General features: G+C 62.1%; 15 protein-coding genes. 5 read left to right on the top strand and 10 right to left on the bottom strand.

What is annotated here, in order from left to right:
- The first annotated feature begins 46 nt into the window (after positions 1 to 46).
- The 3 genes from map to AC07V8_RS06290 are packed head-to-tail and all read left to right on the top strand — an operon-like array spanning position 47 to position 4,393.
- Positions 47 to 994: a type I methionyl aminopeptidase gene (gene map / locus AC07V8_RS06280; protein WP_494679473.1), complete on the top strand. Its 948-nt coding sequence runs from the start codon at positions 47 to 49 to the stop codon at positions 992 to 994.
- Between the two features lie 39 nt (positions 995 to 1,033).
- Positions 1,034 to 3,586: a [protein-PII] uridylyltransferase gene (locus AC07V8_RS06285; RefSeq protein WP_494679474.1), complete on the top strand. Its 2,553-nt coding sequence runs from the start codon at positions 1,034 to 1,036 to the stop codon at positions 3,584 to 3,586.
- Between the two features lie 60 nt (positions 3,587 to 3,646).
- A complete protein-coding gene (locus AC07V8_RS06290) occupies positions 3,647 to 4,393 on the top strand; it encodes a pseudouridine synthase (RefSeq protein ID WP_211463904.1) in 747 nt (248 codons plus the stop codon).
- A gap of 136 nt (positions 4,394 to 4,529) precedes the next feature.
- On the opposite strand, the gene AC07V8_RS06295 is transcribed toward AC07V8_RS06290, so the two are convergent.
- Together AC07V8_RS06295 and AC07V8_RS06300 are read right to left on the bottom strand one after the other, a co-directional pair.
- Positions 4,530 to 5,000 carry a cyanophycin metabolism-associated DUF1854 family protein gene (locus AC07V8_RS06295; RefSeq protein ID WP_494679475.1) on the bottom strand — a complete coding sequence of 157 codons (471 nt, stop codon included), beginning with the start codon at positions 4,998 to 5,000 and terminating at the stop codon, positions 4,530 to 4,532.
- Positions 4,997 to 7,315 carry a cyanophycin metabolism-associated ABC transporter gene (locus tag AC07V8_RS06300; protein WP_494679476.1) on the bottom strand — a complete coding sequence of 773 codons (2,319 nt, stop codon included), beginning with the start codon at positions 7,313 to 7,315 and terminating at the stop codon, positions 4,997 to 4,999. Before AC07V8_RS06300 ends, AC07V8_RS06295 begins: the two co-directional genes overlap by 4 nt.
- A 418-nt stretch (positions 7,316 to 7,733) precedes the next feature.
- Here AC07V8_RS06300 and AC07V8_RS06305 point away from each other — a divergent pair, with 418 nt between their 5' ends.
- Together AC07V8_RS06305 and cphA are read left to right on the top strand one after the other, a co-directional pair.
- A complete protein-coding gene (locus tag AC07V8_RS06305) occupies positions 7,734 to 9,890 on the top strand; it encodes a cyanophycin synthetase (RefSeq protein ID WP_494679477.1) in 2,157 nt (718 codons plus the stop codon).
- 117 nt (positions 9,891 to 10,007) lie between these two features.
- Positions 10,008 to 12,578 carry a cyanophycin synthetase gene (cphA, locus tag AC07V8_RS06310; protein ID WP_494679478.1) on the top strand — a complete coding sequence of 857 codons (2,571 nt, stop codon included), beginning with the start codon at positions 10,008 to 10,010 and terminating at the stop codon, positions 12,576 to 12,578.
- A gap of 266 nt (positions 12,579 to 12,844) precedes the next feature.
- Here cphA and AC07V8_RS06315 read toward each other — a convergent pair whose 3' ends face one another.
- From AC07V8_RS06315 to kdpB, 8 genes are all read right to left on the bottom strand, one after another.
- Positions 12,845 to 14,233: an MFS transporter gene (locus tag AC07V8_RS06315; protein WP_494679479.1), complete on the bottom strand. Its 1,389-nt coding sequence runs from the start codon at positions 14,231 to 14,233 to the stop codon at positions 12,845 to 12,847.
- 102 nt (positions 14,234 to 14,335) lie between these two features.
- Positions 14,336 to 14,704, bottom strand: a complete 369-nt coding sequence (locus AC07V8_RS06320; protein WP_494679480.1) for a nuclear transport factor 2 family protein — start codon at positions 14,702 to 14,704, stop codon at positions 14,336 to 14,338.
- 59 nt (positions 14,705 to 14,763) lie between these two features.
- Positions 14,764 to 15,276 (bottom strand): cupin domain-containing protein, encoded by a 513-nt coding sequence (locus tag AC07V8_RS06325; protein WP_494679481.1) that lies wholly within the window; start codon positions 15,274 to 15,276, stop codon positions 14,764 to 14,766.
- A 27-nt stretch (positions 15,277 to 15,303) separates the two neighbouring features.
- The gene (gene kdpE, locus AC07V8_RS06330; RefSeq protein WP_211443657.1) at positions 15,304 to 16,005 is read right to left on the bottom strand and encodes a two-component system response regulator KdpE; all 702 of its coding nucleotides are present in this window, start codon (positions 16,003 to 16,005) and stop codon (positions 15,304 to 15,306) included.
- Positions 16,002 to 18,791, bottom strand: coding sequence for a two-component system sensor histidine kinase KdpD (kdpD, locus tag AC07V8_RS06335; protein ID WP_494679482.1), 2,790 nt, complete (start codon positions 18,789 to 18,791; stop codon positions 16,002 to 16,004). Before kdpD ends, kdpE begins: the two co-directional genes overlap by 4 nt.
- Before the next feature lie 199 nt (positions 18,792 to 18,990).
- Positions 18,991 to 19,743 (bottom strand): TorF family putative porin, encoded by a 753-nt coding sequence (locus AC07V8_RS06340; RefSeq protein ID WP_494679483.1) that lies wholly within the window; start codon positions 19,741 to 19,743, stop codon positions 18,991 to 18,993.
- Between the two features lie 138 nt (positions 19,744 to 19,881).
- Complete coding sequence (kdpC, locus tag AC07V8_RS06345; RefSeq protein WP_494679484.1) at positions 19,882 to 20,541, bottom strand: potassium-transporting ATPase subunit KdpC; 660 nt, start codon at positions 20,539 to 20,541, stop codon at positions 19,882 to 19,884.
- 14 nt (positions 20,542 to 20,555) lie between these two features.
- Entirely contained in the window at positions 20,556 to 22,646 is a 2,091-nt protein-coding gene (kdpB, locus tag AC07V8_RS06350; protein WP_494679485.1) for a potassium-transporting ATPase subunit KdpB, read from the bottom strand.
- Positions 22,647 to 22,681 lie beyond the last annotated feature (35 nt).

Below are 22,681 nucleotides of genomic sequence, written 5' to 3' on the forward strand. Positions count from 1 at the left end.
TGACTTCTTCAAGTCCCGGCAGGCATATCTTTCAGCGCATCTTGTGATGCTCGTCTATAATCGTTACCTGAATGAATCCCGGCCGTTTTCGTCTGTTTTTACGGCTGTTTTGTGTGCTTATTGTGCACTTGAACGCGGATTTGCCCTTATTTCTCAGAATTATTCCTTACCTATGACCACTATCTCCATCAAAACCGCCGAGGACATCGCCGGCATGCGTATCGCCGGCAAGCTTGCCTCCGAGGTGCTCGACTACATCACGCCCTTCGTCAAAGCCGGCGTGACCACCGGCGAGCTGGACCGCTTGTGCCATGAGTTCATGACAAACGTGCAAGATTCGATCCCGGCCCCGCTCAACTACTGCCCGCCCGGCTATACCCCGTATCCGAAAGCCATCTGCACTTCGGTCAACGATGTCATCTGCCACGGCATTCCGGGCGACAAGGTGCTGAAGAACGGCGATGTGGTCAATCTCGACATCACCATCATCAAGAACGGCTACCACGGCGACACCAGCCGCATGTTCTATGTCGGCGAACCGTCGATCATGGCCAAGCGCCTGGGTGATATCACGTATGAGTGCATGTGGCTGGGCATCGCCAAGATCAAACCCGGCGCACACCTGGGCGATATCGGCCACGTTATCCAGCAGCACGCCGAGAAAGCCGGCTACAGCGTGGTGCGCGAGTTCTGCGGCCACGGCATCGGCAAGGTATTCCACGAAGAACCGCAAGTCTTGCACTACGGCCGTCCCGGCACGCTGGAGCGGCTGGAAGCCGGCATGATCTTCACGGTGGAGCCGATGATCAACGCCGGCCGCCGCGACATCCGCGAAATGGGCGACGGCTGGACCATCAAGACCAAGGATCGCAGCCTCTCCGCGCAGTGGGAACATACCGTGCTGGTGACCGAAACCGGCTATGAAGTGCTGACCGTCTCGGCCGGCACGCCGCCGCCGCCGGCATTCGTCCAGCAAGCAGCGGCTGCCGCCTGATCACATCTGCATCTATATCTTAAGCACTGAACGCCGTACATGACGACACTTGCCGCGACCCTGAAACAGCAGCTTAGAACCGAGCGGCAAGTCATCATCTCTGCCTTCCTGGCAGAGGGCAAACCCGGCGAACTGTTGACGGCGCTGCGCCGCAGCGTCGACCTTGCCCTGACCCAGGCCTGGAAAATGCTCGGCATGCCGGCATCGGCGGCGCTGGTGGCGGTCGGCGGCTATGGCCGCGGCGAACTGTTCCCGCACTCCGACGTCGACGTGCTGATCCTGCTCGGCGCGGCCCCCGATGCCGAACTGAAGCCGCGGCTGGAGCAACTGGTCCAGCTGTTCTGGGACATCGGCCTGGAAATCGGCCATAGCATCCGCACCGTCGACGAGTGCCTGAGCGAATCGGCGGCAGACATCACGGTGCAGACCAGCTTGCTGGAAGCGCGCCTGGTGAGCGGCAATCACGCTTTGTTCCACCAGTTGCAGGAGCGCTGCAGCGCGGCGATGGATCCCTGCGCCTTTTTCCAGGAAAAAATCCTGGAAATGCGCCAGCGCCACGTCAAATATGAAGACACGCCCTACAGCCTGGAACCGAACTGCAAGGAAAGCCCAGGCGGCCTGCGCGACCTGCAGGTAATCCTGTGGGTGGCCAAGGCTGCCGGACTGGGCGAGTCCTGGCCCAAGCTGGCCAAGCACGGCCTGATCACGGCTGCGGAAGCGCGCCAGCTGTCGCGCCAGGAGCGTGCCTTCAAGGATATCCGCATCCGCTTGCACATCTACACGAACCGGCGCGAAGACCGCCTGGTGTTCGACGTGCAGACGCCGATCGCCGAAGCGCTCGGCTTCCAGACCACCGAAACGCGGCGCGCCAGCGAATACCTGATGCAGCGTTATTATTGGGCAGCGAAGGCAGTGACCCAGCTCAACACCATCCTGCTGCAGAACATCGAAGTGCAGCTGTTCCCGCAGCCGATGGTGCCGCAGCGTATCAACGAGCGCTTCAACCACCTGAACCGCCTGATCGACATCGCCCACGACGACCTGTTCAAGACCACGCCGTCGGCCATGCTGGAGCTGTTCCTGCTGCTGGCCCAGCACAGCGAGCTGCGCGACATGACCGCGCGCACCCGGCGCGCCCTGTGGCATGCGCGCGTGAAGATCGACAACGCCTTCCGCCGCGATCCGGTCAACCGCTCGCTGTTCATCCAGATCATCCAGGCGCCGCAAGGGATTACCCATGCGCTGCGCGGCATGAACCAGACCAGCATCCTGGGCCGCTACCTGCCGAACTTCCGCCGCATCGTCGGCCAGATGCAGCACGACCTATTCCACGTCTACACGGTCGACCAGCACATCCTGATGGTAGTGCGCAACGTGCGCCGCTTCACCATGAGCGAACACGCCCACGAGTATCCGTTCTGCAGCCAGCTGATCGCCAATTTTCCGCGCCCCTGGCTGCTGTATGTAGCCGCCCTGTTCCACGATATCGCCAAGGGCCGCGGCGGCGACCATTCCAAGCTGGGCATGACCGACGCCCTGCATTTCTGCCAGCAGCATGGCCTGGCGCCGCAGGACACTGCGCTGGTGGTTTTCCTGGTCGAGCATCACCTGACCATGTCGCAAGTGGCGCAAAAGCAGGACTTGTCCGACCCGGACGTGATCCTGCACTTTGCCGGCACGGTCAAGGACGAGCGCCATCTGACCGCGCTTTACCTGCTGACGGTGGCCGATATCCGCGGCACCAGTCCCAAGGTGTGGAACGCCTGGAAAGGCAAGCTGCTGGAAGACCTGTACCGCATGACCTTGCGCGTGCTGGGCGGCGAAACGCCGTCGGCCGACCGCGAGCTGAAGAACCGCCAGGAAGAAGCGCTGAAAACCCTGCGCCTGTACGGCTTGCCGCCGGACGCCCATGAAGCGCTGTGGCAGCAGCTCGACGTCGCTTACTTCCTGCGCCATGACGCCTCCGATATCGCCTGGCAAACCCGCTCCTTCTATAACCAGATCGACAACCCGGCGCCTATCGTCAAATGCCGCCTGGCGCCGATCGGCGAAGGCTTGCAGGTGGCGGTCTACACCAAGGACCGCAGCGACCTGTTCATCCGCATCTGCAGCTATTTCGACAGCAAGAATTTCAGCATCCTGGACGCCAAGATCCAGACCACGCGTCACGGCTATGCGCTCGACTCCTTCCTGATCAGCGCACCGCTGTTCGCCAAGCACTACCGCGACATCATCAACCTGATCGAGCATGAACTCACCGCCCTGCTGCAAACCGACAGCGCCTTGCCGGCGGCCTCGCGCGGGCGCCTGTCGCGCCTTTCACGCACCTTCCCGCTGACGCCGACGGTCGACCTGCGGCCGGACGACCGCGGCCAGTACTACCTGCTGTCGATCACCGCCAACGACCGCACCGGCCTGCTGTTTTCGGTCGCCAGCGTGCTGGCCAAGCACAAGATCAACCTGCATACCGCCAAGATCATGACCCTCGGCGAGCGCGTCGAAGACGTCTTCCTGGTGGACGGCAATGCGCTCAACCATGCGCGCATGCAGATCCAGCTGGAGACCGATCTGCTCGACGCCCTGCATATCTGACCTGGTTGATATGGCTTATATAGCCGACGATATTTTTTTAATTTTCTTTTTTAGCATGCCATGACTGAACCATTACGCCTTTCCAAACGCATGTCAGAACTCGGGCTATGCTCGCGCCGCGAGGCCGACGAATGGATCGCGCGCGGCTGGGTGCGGGTCGACGGCGTCGTCGTCTCGGAACTCGGCAGCAAGGTGCTGCCGAGCCAGCGCATCAGCGTCGAACGCCAGGCCGCCGCCGAACAATCGAAGCGCGTCACCATCCTGATCAACAAACCGGTCGGCTACGTCAGCGGCCAGGCCGAAGACGGCTACCAGCCGGCAGTAGCACTGATCAAGGAAGCCAACCGCTGGAGCGAAGACCGCTCGCCCACCCTGTTCCACCCGACCCAGCTGCGCAGCCTGGTGCCCGCCGGCCGCCTCGACATCGACTCGGTCGGCCTGCTGGTGCTGACCCAGGACGGCCGCATCGCCAAGCATTTGATCGGCGAAGAAACCAGCGTCGACAAGGAGTACCTGGTGCGGGTGCGCTACACCAAGGGCGACAAGCTGCCCGACGCCGAGCTGCGCCGCCTCAACCACGGCCTGACGCTGGACGGCAAGCGGCTCAAGCCGGCCATCGTCAAATGGCAGAACGAGGATCAGCTGAGCTTTACCCTGCGCGAAGGCAAGAAGCGCCAGATCCGCCGCATGTGCGACATGGTCGGCCTGAAGGTGCTGGGCTTGAAGCGGGTGCGGATCGGCGGCGTGAAACTGGGGAATCTGCCAGAGGGGCAGTGGCGCTACCTGGGCGCCGACGAGCAGTTCTAGTAATTTGGAAGTACTGCGTGGGCAGAAAAGCCTGCCCACCCTACCCCGCTGCAAACGCAGGGTGGGAGCCAGTGCCCACGCGTGACAGGAATTACAGACATGTAGGGTGGGCACCTGTGCCCACGCGGAAAAACAATTAAAGGAAACGATCCAGTATCTTGCGGCTGGCCTTGTCCAGCGCCTGCGTATCGCGGATCAGGAACTGCACGCCGTGGCTGTCGGCGATCAGCAGGCTGGTCGCCACGATACGGCGGATATCCTCTTCGCCCTTGAGCGTGAAAGAAGCATCGCCGCGATTGGTTTCCACATACCAGATGCTAGGCGCGGTAAAGCTGGACACCCTCTGGATGCGCTTGATTTCCGGCATGAATTCGCGGCTGGCAAGTTCTTTTTCGACCATCGCCCGGGTCTCATCCGGCAGGTCCGACAAGCGGCTGATCCAGGACAGTTCGTGGCCGTCGGCGCTGACCAGCGACAGGCCGTCGTCCGGCGCGCCAATCGGAAATGCCCGCACCGGCACCACCCCTTCATGCACCTCGCCATTGGCGGCGGTATACACCAGGCGGCCGAAAGCGTTGCGGCTTAATTTGAAATCATGTGTCGTCATACGTTCTCTTCGCTATCTTCGTCGACCAGTTGCGGCTCGCCTTCGCCTTCGGGATTGCGCAACTGCGCCTGGTACAGGCGGTAGTAGGCGCCTTCGCGCAGCATCAGTTCGTCATGGCTGCCGACTTCGACGATCTGGCCGCGGTCCAGCACGACCAGGCGGTCGGCCTTGCGCAGGGTCGACAAGCGGTGCGCGATCGCAATTGTGGTGCGGCCCTGGACCAGGTTGTCGAGCGCTTTCTGGATTTCTTTCTCGGTTGTCGTGTCCACCGATGAAGTGGCCTCGTCCATGATCAGGATGCGCGGATCGATCAGCAGCGCGCGCGCGATCGAGATGCGCTGGCGTTCGCCGCCCGACAGCGCCTGGCCGCGCTCGCCGACCAGCGAGTCATAACCTTGCGGCAGGCGCAGGATGAATTCATGGGCGTGGGCGGCACGGGCGGCGGCGACGATTTCCTCGCGCGTGGCCTCGGGCTTGCCGTAGCAGATGTTCTCGGCGATGGTGCCGAAGAACAGGAAGGGTTCCTGCAGCACCAGGCCGATATTGCGGCGGTATTCCGAGATCGGCATCGAACGGATATCGACGCCATCGATGCGTATCGATCCTTCGGAGACGTCGTAGAAGCGGCAGATCAGGTTCACCAGCGTGCTCTTGCCGGATCCGCTGTGGCCGACCAGGCCGATCATCTCGCCCGGCTTGATGTCCAGATTGACGCCGCGCATCACGGCCCGGTTGCCGTAGCGGAAACCGATGTCGCGCAATTCGATGGCGCCCTTGACGTTTTCCAGATGGACCGGGTTGGCCGGCTCAGGAACGCTGGAGACGTGATCGAGAATCTCGAAAATGCGCTTGGCGCCGACCGCTGCCTTTTGCGTCACCGAGACAATCCGGCTCATCGAATCGAGGCGGGTATAGAAGCGGCTGATGTAAGCCAGGAACGAGGCCAGCACACCGACCGTGATCTGGTTCTTGGAAACCTGCCAGATGCCGAATACCCAGACCACCAGCAGACCGACTTCGGTCAGCAGGGTCACGGTCGGTGAAAACAGCGACCAGATCTTATTGACGCGGTCGTTGACCAGCAGGTTGTGCTGGTTGGCGTCGCGGAAACGCGTGGCTTCGCGCTTTTCCTGGGCGAAGGCCTTGACCACCCGGATGCCGGGAATCGTGTCGGCCAGCACATTGGTGACTTCGGCCCAGATGCGGTCGATCTTTTCAAAACCGTGCTTGAGGCGGTCGCGCACCAGATGGATCATCCAGGCGATGAACGGCAGCGGCACCAGGGTCACCAGCGCCAGCCACGGATTGATCGAGAACAGGATCACCGCGGTCATGATGATCATCAGGACATCAATGGCGAAATCCAGCAGATGCAGGGACAGGAACACGCAGATGCGGTCGCTTTCCGAGCCGATGCGCGCCATCAGGTCGCCGGTGCGCTTGCCGCCGAAATACTCCTGCGACAGGCGCAGCAAGTGTTCATAGGTGGTGGTGCGCAGATTGGCGCCAATGCGCTCGCTGACCAGCGCCAGAATATAGGTGCGGGCCCAGCCCAGGCTCCAGGCCACCAGCGCCGAAGCCAGCAGTCCGGACAGATACAGCTTGACCAGGTCGGTATTGATGGGCTTGCCGTTCTGATAAGGAATCAGCACATTATCCATCAGAGGCCCCATCAGATAAGGCGGCACCAGGGTGGCGGCGGTGGAAATGAGCATCAGCACGAAACCCAGCAGCAGCATGCCCTTGTAGGGCTTGGCAAAGCGCGCCAGGCGGAACAGGGCCCAGGTCGACGAAGGCGCCGCGCCTTTTTCGGGACAGATCAGGCATTCCTCGCTGTCCGCGGGCAGCGGCGCGTCGCATTGCGGGCAAGTGGCCTGCTCTTCGCGCAAGGCTGAACGCCCCGCCAGCCGGTCGTCGCGCTGCTGCTCGAAGACCTTGATCAGGCGCAGCGCATCGAGATTCAGGCCGAGCGTATAGCGCCAGCTTGCCAGCTGCTGTTGCTCATCATATAACTCCAGGCTGCCGACGCCGGCATGATCGTGATGACCTAGCTTGAGGCCGGAACGGTAGCTCCAGTCGCGCCAGCTGCTGTCGTCGGCCATCTTGGCCAGCACGCGCTGATTGGTGACCAGCACCAGCCCTTGCGCAAAATGCAGCGAGGCGTTGAGATCGATTGCCAGGGACGCAAGGATTTCCTCGGCCGGGGCAAGCTGAGTTGTCACTTCGGCACGTAAAGTGGCAGGTAAAGCAGCGGGCAAATTATGTGATAAATAATTACCGGCTCGGGATATTGGGGATATTGGATTGCTTTTCATCTAAACGGCATGGTGTGTCCGCGCGCATAATGGCTAACGGACCGGATGGAATTTTGTGTGAAACCGCCTTGGAACATGATGACAATTATTTGAAGCGCTCCTTCTGGAGCGACTGCAGGCGTCGCTTAGCGCACGCTCGCACTGCCAACACATTGTGAGAACAGACCAAAAATGGCGCACATCGTCTGCCGCAAGTATTATATCCTATCGGGTTTTCTGGAAACGTTACTCTTCGTTACTAAATAACACTATCTTTTTGGGCATTATTATTTAGTAAGCCGATGTAAACCAAACCGCGCTTTAGCGCGTTACAAGTTATTGCAGGGTGTTGAAACCGGCACGCGCAATCGTTCCGGATCCACGAATGGCCATTTGGCCAGCCCTTTTTGGCACACGCCTATAGCCTCATTGCTGACTCATGAAAAACATTGAAATTCTCCGTATCATGTCCCTGCGCGGACCGAATATATGGACGTATAGATCAACCCTTGAGGCGTGGATCGACATAGGCGAACTGGAAGACTTCCCCTCCAATACCCTGCCCGGCTTCAACCAGCGCCTGACCGGCTGGCTGCCATCCCTGATTGAACACCGCTGCAGCTACGGCGAACGCGGCGGTTTTGTACAGCGCCTGCAAGACGGCACCTGGCCCGGCCACATCCTCGAACACGTCACCCTGGAACTGCAAAACCTGGCCGGCATGCCGGGCGGTTTCGGCAAGGCCCGCAGCACTTCAGTGCGCGGCGTCTATAAAGTAGCGGTGCGGGCGCGCCACGAAGAAGTCACCCGCGCCGCCCTGCACGCTGCGCGCGACCTGGTGATGGCCGCAATTGAAGACAAGCCGTTCGACGTCCCCGCCACTATCGCTTCGCTGCGCACCATGGTCGACTCGCGTTGCCTGGGTCCCAGCACCGCCTGCATCGTCGAAGCCGCGGACGAACGCCGCATCCCCTCTTTCCGCCTGACTGACGGCAACCTGGTGCAGCTCGGCCACGGCATCCGCCAGCGCCGCATCTGGACCGCCGAAACCGACCAGACCAGCGCCATCGCCGAAAGCATCTCCAGCGACAAGGACCTGACCAAGACCCTGCTGCAAGCCTGCGGCGTGCCGGTGCCGGAAGGCCAGGTAGTGGAAAGCCCGGCGGAAGCCTGGGAAGCCGCCGAAGACATCGGCTTGCCGGTGGTGGTCAAGCCTTCCGACGCCAACCATGGCCGCGGCGTCTTCATCGACCTCAACACCCGCGAAGAAATCGAAACCGCCTACACGCTGGCGCTGGAAGAAGGCAGCAGCGTGATCGTCGAGCGCTTCATCCGCGGCAACGAACACCGCCTGCTGATCGTCGGCGGCCGCCTGGCGGCCGCTGCCCGCGGCGAACCCTTGTCGGTAACAGCCGACGGCAGCTCGACCATCCTGCAATTGATAGAAAGCCAGATCAATTCCGATCCGCGCCGCGGCGAACTGGAAGAATGCCCGCTCAGCCTGGTGCTGCTGGACCAGGAACCGGTGGTGCGGGTTGAACTGGAACGCCAGGGCTACAGCGGCGATTCGATTCCGCCGGCCGGCAAGCAAGTCCTGATTCAACGCAACGGCAATGTCTCTATCGACGTCACCGACCTGGTGCATCCGAGCGTCGCCGCTGCCGCCTCGCTGGCGGCGCGCGTAGTCGGCCTGGATATTGCCGGCGTCGACCTGGTGGCGGAAGACATTTCCCGTCCGCTGGAAGAACAGCGCGGCGCCATCGTCGAAGTCAACGCCGGCCCCGGCCTGCTGATGCACCTGAAGCCCGCGGAAGGCCGGCCACGCCCGGTCGGCAGGGCCATCATCGAACATCTGTTCGCCGCTGGCGACAACGGCCGCATCCCTATCGTCGGCGTCTCCGGCACCCATGGCAAAACCACCGTCTCGCGCCTGATCGCATGGCAGCTGCACCTGAGCGGCAACCATGTCGGCCTGGCTTGCGGCGACGGCCTCTTTTTCGCCCAGCGCCAGGTTGAAAAAGGCGACTGCGCCAACTGGGAATCGGCGCAACGGGTGCTGATCAACCGCGCGGTGCAAGCGGCAGTCTTCGAAAACAGCCACGACACCATCTTGTCGGAAGGCCTCGTGTATGACCGCTGCCAGGTTGGCGTGGTCACCAACATCGCCGCCGACGACAGCCTGCCCCAGTACTACATCGGCGACGCCGAGGAAATGGTGAAAGTCACCCGCACCCAGGTCGACGTCGTGCTGCCGACCGGCGTCGCCGTGCTGAACGCGGCCGATGCGCTGGTGGCCGACATGGCTTCGCTGTGCGACGGCGAAGTGATTTTCTTCGGCATCGATCCTGCCCTGCCGGTGATCGCCGAGCATCTCGAAAAGAACAAGCGCGCGGTGTTCATCCATAACGACCAGATCATGCTGGCCACCGGCAAGAGCGAACTGCTGCTGGCGGACATCACCACCGTGCCGCTGATTACCCGCAGCAAGGACCGCTTCCAGATTGAAAACGTGCTGGCGGCAGTTGCCGCGGCATGGGCGCTGGACATCTCGCACGACTTGATGCGCGCCGGGATTGAAACTTTCGAGATGGCTTGAAAAATGTAGGGTGGGCAAGCTTGCTTGCCCACGCGTTGCCGAGACAGGCAACGTGAAAAATTTAACATAGCGCGTGGGCACAAGTACCCGCCCTACGGAATAAATAGGAAATTATTGATGGACGTATCACGTATCCGAGTACTTCGCGGCCCCAATCTGTGGAGTCGACATACCGCTATTGAAGCCATCGTGTCCTGCACCGAAGTCGAGCGCGCCATTGCCGGCATCGCAGGTTTCGAGGCCAGGCTACGTGAACGCTTTCCACAAATCGGCTTCCTGGAGGCGACCGGAAAAAATGAAGTGGTGTCCATGGCGCATGCCCTGGAAATCGCTGCGCTCGGGCTGCAGTCCGAAGCCGGCTGCCCGGTCACCTTCAGCCGCACCGTGCCGACGCTGGAAGCCGGCGTCTATCAGGTGATCGTCGAATACAGCGAAGAAGAAGTCGGCCGGCTGGCTTTCCAGCTGGCGGAGGAGCTGTGCCTGGCGGCGCTGGCGGACCAGCCCTTCGACCTGGCAAGCGCATTGGCGCGCCTGCAGGAACTGGATGAAGACATCCGCCTCGGCCCTAGCACCGGCTCCATCGTGCAAGCCGCGGTATCACGCGGCATTCCCTTCCGCCGCCTGACCGGCGGCAGCATGGTGCAGTTCGGCTGGGGCAGCCGCCAGCGCCGCATCCAGGCCGCGGAAACCAATCACACCAGCGCCATCGCCGAATCGATCGCGCAAGACAAGGACCTGACCAAGAAGCTGCTGAACGCCGCCGGCGTGCCGGTGCCTATGGGCCGCGTGGTTTCCACTGCCGAAGAAGCCTGGGCCGCGGCCCAGGAAATCGCCAGTCCGGTGGTGCTCAAGCCGCGCGACGGCAACCAGGGCAAGGGCGTGGCAGTCAACATCGCTGCGCGCGAACAGGTCATGGCGGCGTTCGAGGTTGCTGCCGAAATCTGCTCGGAAGTGATCGTCGAACGTTACCTGCCCGGCCACGACTTCCGCCTGCTGGTGGTGGGCAACCACCTGGTGGCCGCCGCCCGCCGCGATCCGCCGCAAGTGATCGGCGACGGCGTGCGCACCATCGGCCAGCTGGTGGACCATGTCAACAGCGATCCGCTGCGCGGCGAAGGCCATGCCACCTCGCTGACCAAGATCCGCTTCGATGCGATCGCCCTGGCGACGCTGGCGAAACAGAATTACGCGGCCGACTCGGTGCCGCCGCAAGGCACCCGCGTGGTGTTGCGCAACAATGCCAACCTGAGCACCGGCGGCACCGCCACCGACGTCACCGAAGATGTGCATCCGGAACTGGCGGCGCGCGCGGTCGCGGCCGCGCAGATGGTCGGCCTCGATATCTGCGGCGTCGACGTGGTCTGCAACAACGTCCACCAGCCGCTGGAAGAACAGGAAGGCGGCGTGGTCGAAGTCAACGCCGCGCCCGGTTTGCGCATGCATATCAGCCCCTCCTACGGCAAGGGCCGCGCAGTCGGCGCCGCCATCATGTCGACCATGTTTGAAGACGGCGACAACGGCCGCATCCCGCTGGTGGCGGTCGCCGGCACCAACGGCAAGACCACCACCGTGCGCCTGATCGCCCACCTGCTGGGCCGCAAGGGACTGCGCGTCGGCATGACCAATTCGGACGGCGTCTACATCGAAAAGCAACGCATCGACACCGGCGACTGCAGCGGTCCGCGCAGCGCCCGCAACGTCCTGATGCATCCGGACGTCGACGCCGCGGTATTTGAAACTGCGCGCGGCGGCATCCTGCGCGAAGGCCTGGGTTTCGACCGCTGCGACGTCGCCGTGGTCACCAACATCGGCATGGGCGACCATCTCGGCCTGAGCTTTATCAGCACCGTGGAAGACCTGAGCGTGGTCAAGCGCGTCATTGTCGAGAACGTCGCGCCTGGCGGTCATGCGGTCCTGAACGCCGCCGATCCGATGGTGGCCAGCATGGCCAAAGCCTGCCCGGGTTCGATCACCTTCTTCGCCCACGATTTCCATCACCCGCTGATGACCACCCATCGCGCCCAGGGCCATCGGGTGGTGTACCAGGACGGCAACGCCATCGTCGCCGCCAAAGGCAAGCAGGAACACCGCCTGCTGCTGCAGGAAATCCCGCTGACCCGCAACGGCAGCATCGGCTTCCAGATCGAGAACGCCATGGCCGCCATCGCCGCCGCCTGGGCCCTGAACCTGGACTGGGATGTGATACGCGCCGGCCTGGCCAGCTTCGTCAACGATGCCGCTACCGCACCCGGCCGCTTCAATGTATTCGAGTATCGCGGCGCCACCCTGATCGCCGACTACGGCCACAATCCGGACGCCATCCAGGCGCTGGTGAAGGCGATCGACGGCATGCCCGCCAAACGCCGCTCGGTAGTCATCAGCGGCGCCGGCGACCGCCGCGATATCGATATCCGCCAGCAGACTGAAATCCTCGGCGACGCCTTCGATGAAGTGATTCTGTACCAGGACCAGTGCCAGCGCGGCCGCGCCGACGGCGAAGTGCTGGGCCTGTTGCGCGAGGGCTTGAAGAATGCCCGCCGCACCACCGCCACCGAGGAAATCAACGGCGAATTCATCGCCATCGACACCGCCCTCTCGCACCTGTCGCCGGGCGATCTGTGCCTGATCCTGGTCGACCAGGTTGAGGAAGCGCTGGCGCATATCGCCAAGCGCATTGCGGAAGTCTGATCAACGGTCTTTCGTCGCGCTGAACACGCTTAGCTAACTGGGGTCGGAGTGAACTTTCTGCGCGCTTTTTGCAGAAACTTCACTCTGACCCCACTTAGCGGGCTACGGAGTGCATGCCGCGTCGTTAGAAAGCAAAACCATGTAGCGCGTTCTGTCTTTCTCCGAATCCGTCATGTGGGGTCAGAGTCGAGTTTCGCGATAAAGCACCGCGAAAGTCGACTCTGACCCCAGATGACTCTGTCAGCGGAGTGCCGCGTGGCGGGGATCTACGCCGGCTTATGCCCGGTCAACGCCGCACCGGCATTCAAAGGCAAGCGGCGCGTCACCGGAATCGAAGCCATCGAGAACAGGCCGATGACGATGAAGGCCGGCCAGAAATCGCCGGCGACAATGGTCTCGTGCCCTTGCAGGCGGCTGGAGAGATGCACCGCCAGGCCGCCTATCGTGACTCCCAATCCCAAGGAAATCTGCTGCACCACGCTGGCCAGGCTGGTAGCCCGGCTGACGTCGGCGCTGTCCAGGTCGGCGTAAGCCATGGTGTTCAGGCAGGTGAACTGCATCGACGGGAAAAAGCCGCCCAGCAGGACCACCGCCATCATCACCAGATAGGGCGTCGTCGGCGTAAACAAACCATACGACGCCAGCGCCAGTCCGGCTAGCACCGCATTCCATATCAGCACCGAACGGAAGCCGTAACGGCGCAGCACCGAGGTGCCGATGGCTTTCATGAAGATCGCACCGAAGGCGGACGCGCAGGTGATGGTGCCGGCGTGGAAGGCGTTCATGCCGAAGCCGACCTGCAAGGCCAGCGGCAGCAGGAACGGCACCGCGCCAAGGCCGATGCGGAACAGTGAGCCGCCCAGCACGCTGGCGCGGAAAGTCGGGATCCGCAGCAGGCGCAGGTCCAGCAGCGGAAACGGCTCGCGCCGCGCGTGCAGCAGATACACATACAAGGTCAGGCCGCCCACTACGCACATGGCAAACGCCCATTCCGACGCCAGCAGCTCGCCGTCTATCATCGACAGGCCCAGCATCAGCAGCGTACTGCCGACCGCCGACAGCACGAAGCCCTTCATGTCGAGCGGCTGCAAATCGTCGGAGCGGTAGTTCTCGATGTATTTGCTGGCCAGGTACATGCCCAGGATGCTGATCGGCACGTTGATCAGGAAGATCCAGCGCCAATGGAAATAAGTAGTGATGAAGCCGCCCAGCGGCGGCCCGATGACCGGTCCCAGCTGCGATGGAATGGTCAGGTAGCTGATGGCCTTGACCAGCTCGGTGCGCGGCACCGCGCGGAAAATCACGATGCGGCCGACCGGCACCATCATGGCGCCGCCTATGCCCTGCAAGAAACGGGCGGCGACAAATGCCGCCAGCGAACTGGAGGCGGCGCACATCAGCGAACCGCACAGGAATACCAGGATCGCCGAACGGAACACGGTGCGCGCGCCGAAGCGGTCTGCGACCCAGCCGCTGACAGGAATGAAGACGCCGAGGCCGACCACATACGAGGTCAAGGCAAGTTTCAGGGTAAGCGGATCTTGTCCGAGGTCGCGCGCCAGCACCGGCAAGGAGGTGGCAATCACCGTCGCGTCCATGTTTTCCATGAACAGCGCACAAGCAACAATCAGCGGGATGAGGAGAGTACGTTGCACTGCCGATAACCGTAGGGTAAACAAAAAGACAGATGCACGCAGTGATGCATCTGTCTGGCGGCTAGTTTACACCTATTTCGGAAAACCGGCAGGACAGCAGGGTCAGGCCGGCTTGCGCTGGCCCGGATCGTAGTAAAACTGTTCTTCCGCGATCTTGTCGCCGCGCCAGACCTGGTAGGCGATTTCATCTTGCCGGAAGCTGCGGCCGTCCGGCAGTTCGATCTCGAACAGCCAGTTGATGGCGACGCGGTCGCCGTCGATCAGGAAGGATTTGACCGCCAGCGTGCGGATTTCCTTGACCGCCGACATTGCCTTTTGCTCGCCCGCCACCAGCAGCTGCATCCCCTTGCGCGGCGGTTCCTGGTTTTCCTGCATGGAAGCGTCCTCGGTATAAAACTCCTCGATCGCTTCCACGTATTTGCCTTGCACAACCAGTTTTATAAAACTTTCAACACGTTCTCGATTTGGCATGAATTGATCCTGTGATGGTGTGTGGTTCTAGGGCTTGTTGCCCAAGCACTATACACAATTCAGAAAGGACCGTTCGACTGCCGCAATTTATCCGGCAAGCCGTCATGCGGACCCAGCGGATCCTGCGGCGCATCGCTCCAGTACTGGCTGCCGATCGCGGCATTGCGCGCGGGATGCAAAGGATAGATCACCTGATTGTCGGCGCGGAAGCACTCGCCCACCACCAGCAGCCGCACATCGGTTTCGGTGTTGTTGATGAAGGTATGCGCGAGGCCGGTGCCGGTAGCGAAACCGACGCCGTCGCCCGGCGCCAGCCGGTGCAGATGACCGTCCAGCCAGACGTCCGGCGTGCCTTCGATCACGTAGGCGAATTCTTCCTCGGTCTTCTCGGCGTGCGGCCAGGAAGTGCGGCGGCCGGGCGGCAGCACCTCATGGTGGATCCCTATCCTTTTCAAGCCGAAGCTGCAGCCGAACGGCGAACCGATGGTCATCAGCTCGGCGCTGCCGGGATAATGCGAATCGTCCGCGCCTTGGATCTCTTGCCAGTGCTTGATGCATTCAGGTCGTGCCATGTTCTTCTCCACTTGTCTGCAACGATCTTACTGGGAAAGCAGGATGCGGTAGCCCACCGCGGTCTCGGTCAGCAGGTGCTTGGGCTGGGCCGGATCGTCTTCCAGTTTCTGCCGCAAGTGTCCCATATAAATCCGCAGGTAGTGGCCGCTCTCGGAATGCGACGGCCCCCACACTTCTTTCAGCAATTGCGGATTGGTCACCACCCGTCCTGCATTGGCTACCAGCACCGTCAGCAAACGGTACTCGGTCGGCGTCAGGTGCACCGGCTGCTGCGCCTTGGTCACCAGCCGCGCCTGCAAATCCAGCGTGACGTCGCCGAAGCGGATCAGGCCGTCGTCGCCGGCCAGCGGCTGGTGCTGCCGGCGCAGCGTGGCGCGCACCCGCGCCAGCAGCTCGCCGACGCCAAACGGCTTGCTCAGGTAATCGTCGGCGCCGGCATCCAGCGCCTTGATCTTGTCGGCCTCATTGACGCGCGCCGACAGCACGATGATGGGCACGCGCGACCACTTCCTGACATCCAGGATGAAATCGACGCCGTCGCCGTCCGGCAGGCCGAGGTCGAGAATCACCAGGTTTGGCTTGCGGGTGCCGCAATCGATCAGGCCGCGCTGCATGGTCTGCGCTTCAAAGATCTGCCAGCCTTCATCTTCCAGCGCAGCGCGCACAAAGCGCCGTATCTGCGGTTCGTCTTCGACCAGTAATGCGATCGGGGTTGGTTGCGTCGTCATGTTTTCTCCGTATTGCCGGTATTGCCGGCGCTGCCGCCGGCGGCATCCATTCTGAATTCGTGCTCTTCCAGGTCGGGCATGCTGGGCGGGCTGCCGAGCGGGATGGTAAATACGAATTCGGCGCCGGCGCCGGCGCTGCGGGCGCTGATGGTGCCGCCATGCGCTTCCACGATGGCGCGGCAGATCGCCAGTCCGAGACCGACGCCGGGCTTGGCCGATTCGCGTTCGCCGCGCGTGAATTTTTCGAAGATGGCGTCTTCCATGCCGCTCGGCAGGCCGGGGCCGTCATCCGACACGGTGACCGCCAGGTAGCGGCCGTTGACCACTGCCGCCAGCACGATGTGCGAACCGGGCGGCGTGTACTTGGCGGCGTTTTCCAGCAGATTGCACAGCACCCGTTCGATCAGGACTGCGTCGAAACGGATCAGCGGCAGCTCATGCGCCACCCGGATCTCGATCCGGTGTCCCAGCAGTGCCGAGCCGCTGGCGCGCAGCGCGCTGCCGACCACCTCTTCAAACGGCTGCCATTGCAGGTTCAGTTTGACTTCGCCGCTCTGGATCCTGGCCATGTCCAGCAGATTGGTGACCAGCGCGCTCATGCGCAGCATCTCGCTGTGCAACGCGCCGGCCAGCAGCTGCTGGTTTTCCTGCAGCGGCGGCTTCGACAGCACCAGCGATTCGGACAAGCCGATCAGCGCCGTCAAAGGCGTGCGCAAATCGTGCGACAGCGCCGACAGCAGGGAATTGCGCAAGCGCTCCGATTCCATCCGCACCAGCGCGTCCTGCGCCACTTCGACATAGTGCACCCGCTCCAGCGCAATCGCGGTCAAAGTGGCGAAGGTATACAGCTGTTGCTGCTGTTCCGGGATCAGGATCCAGCGCCGGCTGTGCGGCAGGATCGCCAGCACGCCGCGGGTACGCATCGGCGCCACCAGCGGCAGATACAGGTAATTGCTGGCCGGCAGCGTGTCGGTGCCGATGCCGGCGCTGCTGGCATTGTCGAAGGCCCATTGGGCGATGCCCATGTCGAGCGCGGCGGCGACATTGGCGACGTCCTCGGGAATCACCGCCGGCAGTTGCAAGCGGCCGGCATCGTCCGGAATCAGCAGCAAGGTCTTGGCCTGGAAACTGCGTTGCAGGAACTGGCGGCTGGTTTCAAATATCTGCTCGGTTTGCAGGACGCCGGACAAGGCGCGGGCGAACTCGAACAAGGCGCGCGAACGGGCCTCGCGATCGGAGGCAATGCGGGCCTGGTAGCGCAGGCCTGTGGTCAGATGGGTGATCGTCAAGCCCACCGCCAGCATCACGCCGAAAGTCAGCAAATACTGGAAATCGCTGACAGCGAAGGAAAAGCGCGGCGGCACGAAAAAGAAATCGAAGGAAGCAATGCTCAGCAGCGCCACGAAAATCGCCGGCCCGCGGCCGTAGCGAATGGCGATCAGCACCTCGGCCAGCAGGTACAGCATGACGATGTTGGCGAGGTCGAAAAACGGCAGTATCGGCGTCGCCAGCAAGGTGACCAATGCGCATACGCCGAGCGCCCAGCCGTAGCCCCACCATTCGATCCGGCTTTGCTTGGGCAGATGGCGCGGAAAACTGCGGCCGACGGCGTCCTCCGCCTTGGCCGCCGCACTGGCCGGCGGCACGCCGATTTCGATCAGGTCGATATCGCTGGCCTGCGCCGCGATGCGCGCGGCATGATTCGGCTGCCAGGGAAACTGGCGCTGGCTGCGGCCGATGATGATCTTGGAAAAATTGTGGCTGCGCGCATAGCCTGCCATGACGCCGGCGACATCGTTGCCCGCCAATACCGCCGTAGTGGCGCCCAGGTCCTGCGCCAGCTTGAGCGTCTTCAGGATGCGCTCGCGCCTGGCCGATGGCAGCCGCTGCAATTTCGGCGTTTCGACATAGATCGCATGCCATTCGGCATTCAGCTGGGTCGCCAGCCGGGCCGTGCTGCGTATCACATGTTCCGCGTTGGGAGACGGCCCGACGCAAGCCAGCAGCGCGGCATCGGTTTGCCACACCGCTCCTATCGATTTTTCTATGCGATAAGCCTGGACATCGCCCTGCAGGCGGTCGGCGGTGCGGCGCAGGGCCAGTTCGCGCAAGGCGATCAGATTGCCCTTGCGGAAAAAATTGCGCGAAGCGCGTTCGGCCTGCGGCAGCTTGTATACCTTGCCGAGCTTGAGCCGGTTGAGCAGCTCATCGGCCGGCAAATCCACCAGCACCACTTCGTCGGCCGCATCAAACACCGTATCGGGCAAGGTTTCCGCCACGCGGATGCCGGTGATGCCGCCGACCACGTCGTTCAGGCTTTCCAGATGCTGGACGTTCAGCGTGGTGAAGACGTCGATGCCGGCGTTCAGCAGTTCTTCCACATCCTGCCAGCGCTTCGGATGGCGCGAGCCGGAGGCGTTCGAATGCGCCAGCTCGTCGACCAGGATCAGCGACGGCTTGCGCTGCAGCGCCGCGTCCAGGTCGAATTCCGGCAGCTGCTTGTCGCGATACTCGACCTGCTTGAGCGGCAGCAGCTCCAGGCCGTTCAGCAAGGCCGCGGTTTCCGCCCTGCCATGGCTCTCGATAACGCCGGCCAATACCTCGCGCCCCTCGCTATGCAATTTATGCGCCGCGCTGAGCATGGCGTAGGTTTTGCCGACGCCGGCGGAGGCGCCGAAATAGATGCGCAGCTTGCCGCGTCCGGCCAGGCTCTCCTGCACCTGCAGTTGCGCCAGCAGAGCATCCGGATCGGGACGCAGGTCGCCGCTTGAATTGGGTGAGGGCATATAGTTAACTCAGGATCCGGTAGGAGCTGCCGTTGCAAGAGGGGTTGAAGTTGTACGCCAATTGTAGATTGAATTCATCCGCCATTGTCACTATCGCATGCTATTTCACACTCCTGTCCCGCAGCTGCCATAAATGGCAACGGGCCGGAAGGTTTTACCCTTGCCGGCCACTGCTGCAGGAACAGCCCATCAACAATATTTAAAATGTCTTTGTTGCAGCAATCACCAATGCAGTCTTGCCCAGGTTTTTACGGTCAGGCGATGGTCCGACATAATTCTTGGTGTCGGTGCCGATCACGGCAACGCCGCCGGACAGGAAGCCGAAATCCTTGGTCAGGCCGACTTTCCAGTCGGTATAGCTGGACGCCGAATTGTTCTTCACGGTTTGGTGGCCGGCGTGCAGGTTGACCGTATAGCCGTTGGTCACATCGATATTGGCGCCGATATCCAGGTAGCCGCTGTTCTTGCTGTCGGCAAAGCCGAACAGATTGGTCACCGACTGCGAATACTTGATGTAGGCCGGGCCGTAGCCAAGCTGGCCGTAAAGTTCGGTGGTATCGGCGTTCGGATGCAAATCGTTGGATGGATAGACATAAGTGAGCACACCGAAATCGTAGCTCAGGTCTTGCGTGAAGTTACCCTTCTTGCCGGCATAGATATCCCATTCGATATTGCCGTTGCCGCCGCTATCCTTGATCCACTTCAGCGTCGACAGCCAGGTGCCGACATAGATGCCGGTCGGGTTGTTGCTATAGTCGGCGCCGCCTTGCAGCGCCGGCTTCAGGCGCGTTTGCGAAATGCCGCGGAAGCGATAGTCGGATACCAGGCTGGCGTTGAATGTCAGCGCGTTGTCGGGAACCGCGGCCGCCTCTTCTGCCTGCGAGCAGTTTGCGGTAAAAGCGGTCACGCCGATGACAGTCATCAGGCCAGCGAAATAGAATATTTTCTTCATGAGTTCCAAGTGAAACAAAGGTAGTGTGACGATGTTGTATTTCAATTTTCAAGAGATAGAGACGTACAGAAGCTGACCGTACTATGCACGGTCAGTCCTCCAGGCCACTATCACTCTAGGTTGAAACGGGGGTGAAACTTAGTTTGCAGCGGGATGCTGGCGATCCAGCGCCAGGTTCAATGCCATGACATTGACGCGCGGCTCGCCGAGGAAGCCCAGGCTGCGCTGCAGTTGCAGGCTGGCGATCAGGCTGCGCACGGTGTCGACGTCGAGCTTGCGCTCGCGTGCAACGCGGCCGGCCTGGTAGTAGGCGGCGGCCAGGCTGATCTCGGGATCGAGGCCGCTGCCGGAGGCCGTCACCAGGTCCACCGGAATCGGCAGCGTGTTGGCAGGATCAGCCGCCTTGAGGGCGTCGACCCGGCCTTTGACGGCATCGATCAAGGCAGGATTGCTCGGGCCGAAGTTGGAGCCTCCGGAAGACTGGGCGTTGTAAGGCATCGGGCTGGTGGCCGACAAGCGTCCCCAGAAGTAGTTAGGCGCTGAAAACTCCTGGCCGATCAGGCGTGAGCCGATCAGCTTGCCATTGTGCGTGATCAGGCTGCCGGCGGCCTGGTCCGGGAACACAGCCTTGCCGATGCCGGTCACGGCTAGCGGATAGATCACGCCGCACAGGACGGTCAGGCCGACGAACAGCACCAGCGCCGGGCGCAGCACGCCTTGCGAGGCGGCTTTCGAATTGACAGCCAGTTTTGCCGGCGGCAGCGTTGTAGAAGATGTGGAAGATGCGGCGGATTTCATTTTCATACTCCTAATTACACCAGGTGCATGACTGACAGGATCATGTCAATCAGCTTGATACCGATAAAGGGCAATACGATGCCGCCCAGGCCATAGATCAGCAGGTTGCGGCGCAGCAGCGAGGCCGCACCGACAGCGCGGTAGCGCACGCCCTTCAATGCCAGCGGGATCAGCACCACGATGATCAGGGCGTTGAAGATCACCGCCGACATGATCGCCGACGACGGGCTGGCCAGGCGCATCACGTTCAGCGCCGCCAGCTGCGGATAGGTGGTGATGAAGGCAGCCGGGATGATCGCGAAGTACTTGGCGATATCGTTGGCGATCGAGAAGGTCGACAAGGCGCCGCGCGTCATCAGCATCTGCTTGCCGATCTCGACGATCTCCAGCAGCTTGGTCGGATTGGAATCGAGGTCGACCATGTTGCCGGCCTCCTTCGCCGCCTGGGTGCCGCTGTTCATCGCCACCGCCACGTCGGCCTGCGCCAGCGCCGGCGCATCGTTGGTGCCATCGCCGGTCATCGCCACCAGCCGGCCTTCCGACTGGTAGCTGCGGATCAGTTTCAGCTTGTCTTCCGGCGTCGCTTCCGCCAGGAAGTCGTCGACCCCTGCTTCCGCTGCAATCGAGGCAGCCGTCAGACGGTTGTCGCCGGTGATCATGACAGTCTTGATGCCCATCCGGCGCAGCTCGGCGAAACGCTCCTTGATGCCGCCCTTGACGATGTCCTTCAGCTCAACCACGCCCATCACCACGCCTTCGTCCACCACCACCAGCGGCGTGCTGCCGCGGCGGGCGACGTCGTCGACGCTATGCGCCACTTCGGCCGGAAACGGCTGGCCTAGCTCGGTCATGTAGTTCTTCAGCGCTTCCGACGAACCCTTGCGGATCGCGCGGATTTTGCCGGCGTCGCCGATATCGATGCCGCTCATGCGCGTTTGCGCGGTGAACGGAACGAAGGTGGCATGCAGGGAATTCATCTCGCGTTCGCGGATGTTGAAGCGCTGTTTGGCCAGCACTACGATGCTGCGGCCTTCCGGCGTTTCATCGGCCAGCGAGGCCAGTTGCGCCACATCGGCCAGTTGCTGCTCGGTGATGCCTGGCGCCGGTATGAAGGCCGAAGCCTGGCGATTGCCCAGCGTGATGGTGCCGGTCTTGTCCAGCAACAGCACGTCGACGTCGCCGGCAGCTTCCACTGCGCGGCCGGAAGTGGCGATCACATTGGCTTGCATCATGCGGCTCATGCCGGCCACGCCGATGGCGGACAGCAAGGCGCCGATGGTGGTCGGGATCAGGCAGACCAGCAGAGCCACCAATACCGTGATGGTGATCGGCGTGCCGAACTTGGCGGCAGCCACGCTGAACAGCGAGAACGGCAGCAGTGTCACGGTCACCAGCAGGAACACGATAGTCAACGCCACCAGCAGGATGGTCAGGGCGATTTCGTTCGGCGTCTTTTGACGCTTGGCGCTTTCCACCATCGAGATCATGCGGTCCAGGAAGGCTTCGCCTGGGTTGACGCTGACCCGCACCACCAGCCAGTCGGACAGGATACGGGTGCCGCCGGTGACAGCGGAAAAGTCGCCGCCGGATTCACGGATCACAGGTGCGGATTCGCCGGTGATCGCGCTTTCGTCGACCGAGGCTACGCCTTCGATGACTTCGCCGTCGACCGGAATGACGTCGCCGGCTTCCACCAGCACGACGTCGCCCTTGCGCAGGTTGCTGGCTGGAGTCGAGGTCCAGTTGCTCAGCTGCCCCTTGGACTTGCTGCCGGCTTCCAGCTTTTTGGCGGAAACGGTTTGCTTCAGGGCGCGCAGCGATTCCGCCTGCGCCTTGCTGCGGCCTTCTGCCAGCGCTTCGGCAAAATTGGCGAACAAGACAGTGAACCAAAGCCACACCGAGATCGCCAGGATGAAGCCGGCACTGGCCTCGCCCTTGCCGATCAGGGCCTGGAAATACAATAGGGTGGTCAGGATGCTGCCGACATAGACCACGAACATGACCGGGTTGCGCAATTGCGTTTGCGGCGCCAGTTTTTTGAACGACGCGACGATGGCCGGGCCCATCAGCGCGGAATCGAAGAGCGTCAGATTGGTGCGAGACATGATTTTTTCTACTTTCGTTTGAAATTATTCTGTAA

It is taken from the genome of Collimonas sp. GW821-FHT02H07 (genome assembly GCF_059421505.1).